3 protein-coding genes are annotated in these 1,944 nt (G+C 50.6%); 2 read left to right on the top strand and 1 reads right to left on the bottom strand.

Annotated features, from left to right (window positions below):
* The first annotated feature begins 172 nt into the window (after positions 1-172).
* Together ACTHUT_RS19310 and ACTHUT_RS19305 are read left to right on the top strand one after the other, a co-directional pair.
* The gene (locus ACTHUT_RS19310; RefSeq protein WP_250599516.1) at positions 173-592 is read left to right on the top strand and encodes a CopD family protein; all 420 of its coding nucleotides are present in this window, start codon (positions 173-175) and stop codon (positions 590-592) included.
* Positions 593-630: 38 nt separating this feature from the next.
* Positions 631-1,101 (top strand): CYTH domain-containing protein, encoded by a 471-nt coding sequence (locus ACTHUT_RS19305; protein ID WP_250599514.1) that lies wholly within the window; start codon positions 631-633, stop codon positions 1,099-1,101.
* Between the two features lie 157 nt (positions 1,102-1,258).
* On the opposite strand, the gene ubiG is transcribed toward ACTHUT_RS19305, so the two are convergent.
* Positions 1,259-1,944, bottom strand: a 686-nt coding sequence (gene ubiG / locus ACTHUT_RS19300) for a bifunctional 2-polyprenyl-6-hydroxyphenol methylase/3-demethylubiquinol 3-O-methyltransferase UbiG (protein WP_440419454.1), incomplete at its 5' end; no start/stop codon positions are given.

Raw genomic sequence — 1,944 nt, 5'->3', positions numbered from 1 at the left:
GTGCATATCTTAATTTGCATATTATTGCGGAATTTACAATTTGGCTTTTGGGTAAATTTGTGCCTGCAACACATTGTTGCGGCGCACTAAATCGGATTGTTTTGACTATTTTGTTTTGGCTCGGGCCGTATTACGGATAAAATAATGGTTTTAGGTTTTGAGGCCGTCTGAAATGTATTTGTGGTTTAAGCTGCTGCATGTATTTTTTGTGATTTCTTGGTTTGCCGGACTGTTTTATCTGCCGCGGATTTATGTGAATCTGGCGCAGTTAGAGCCCGGCAGCGCGGAATATATACGGCTGACGGATATGTCGCGCAGGCTGTACCGCTTTATGTCGCCTTTGGGCTGGGGAACGCTGATATTCGGCGCGGCCATCGGGTTTGTAAACAATTGGTGGGGCAACGGCTGGCTGGCGGTTAAATTATTGTGCGGCTTGCTGCTCTTGGCTTACCAGCTTTATTGCGGCCTGCTGCTGCGCCGTTTTCAAAACGGCAGCAATGTGTATTCGCACCGCTGGTATCGGGTATTCAACGAACTCCCCGTATTGATGATGGTGGCCGCGCTTTATATGGTGGTTTTCAAGCCGTTTTAATCTTCAGACGGCCTGTTTGGTAAATAAGGAAAGAATTCATGACGATCGAAATCGAACGCCGCTTTTTGCTGGCGGATGACAGTTGGCGTGAAGCGGCAAGCGAGCCGCTGGTGTTGCAACAGGGCTATTTGAGCGTGGAAAAAGAGCGCACCATCCGTGTGCGGATTATCGGTTCTCAAGCATGGCTGACCCTGAAAGGCTATATTTCCGACATGACGCGCAGCGAGTTTGAATACGAAATCCCGCTGGCTCATGCGCAAGCGATGATGGCGGATATGTGTCCGTTTAAAATGGAAAAATACCGCTATCGGGTCGAATTTAAAGGCTTTGTGTATGAAATCGACGAATATTTCGGCGACAATGCGCCATTGATTGTGGCGGAAATCGAATTGCCGTCTGAAGATACCGAGTTTCCCAAACCGTCTTGGCTGGACCAGGAAATCACGTCAGACGGGAAATTCACCAATGCGTATTTGAGCAAACATCCGTATTCGTCTTGGACGGAATAAGGGCGACAACTTCTCTGCACATACAAAAAAGGCATGTATCGCACATGCCTTTTTTCTTTTCAGACGGCCTGATTTGCCTTACCGATATTTGTATCGAGCGGCTTTCGACATACTGTTTCAGATATCGGGCAAGCCCGTGTGCTTTATCCGTGTAACCTTACGCCGGACGGCAGGCCACCATATAGTTGACTTCGGTCGAGTCGCACAGGGAATAACGGCCGCTCAACAAATTGTAGGTCATGCCCTTGCTGCCGACGGTATCCAATCCGGCTTGGCGGCACATACGCGCGAGTTCTGCCGGCGTGATGAATTTTTTCCAGTCGTGCGTGCCTTTGGGGACGAATTTCAACAGATATTCCGCGCCGACAATCAGATGCAGATAAGATTTGGGATTGCGGTTGATGGTAGAGAAAAACACCATGCCGTCGGGTTTGACCAGTTTCGCGCAGGCTTGAACGATGGCGGACGGATCGGGAACGTGTTCCATCATTTCCATACACGTTACCACGTCAAAGCTGTGCGGCTGCTCGGCGGCGAGGTCTTCGACGCGGATGCAGCGGTAATCAATATTGGCAACATGTTGGCTGGCCGCATGGGCAGCGGCGGTTTGCAGGGATTTTTCCGCCATATCGATGCCGGTCACGTGTTCTGCGCCGCGTTTGGCCATGCTTTCCGACAAAATCCCGCCACCGCAGCCTACATCCAACACGCGTTTGCCTGCCAATCCGGCATAGCCGTCGATATAGTCGAGGCGCAAGGGGTTGATGTCATGCAGGGGCTTGAATTCGCCGTTTTTATCCCACCATTTGTCGGCGATTTGGCTGAACTTGGCGATTTCGCCGG

It is taken from the genome of Neisseria sp. P0022.S010, from assembly GCF_051956635.1.
The sequence above is the reverse complement of the archived record's forward strand: the minus strand, read 5'-3'. Positions and strand labels throughout refer to the sequence as shown.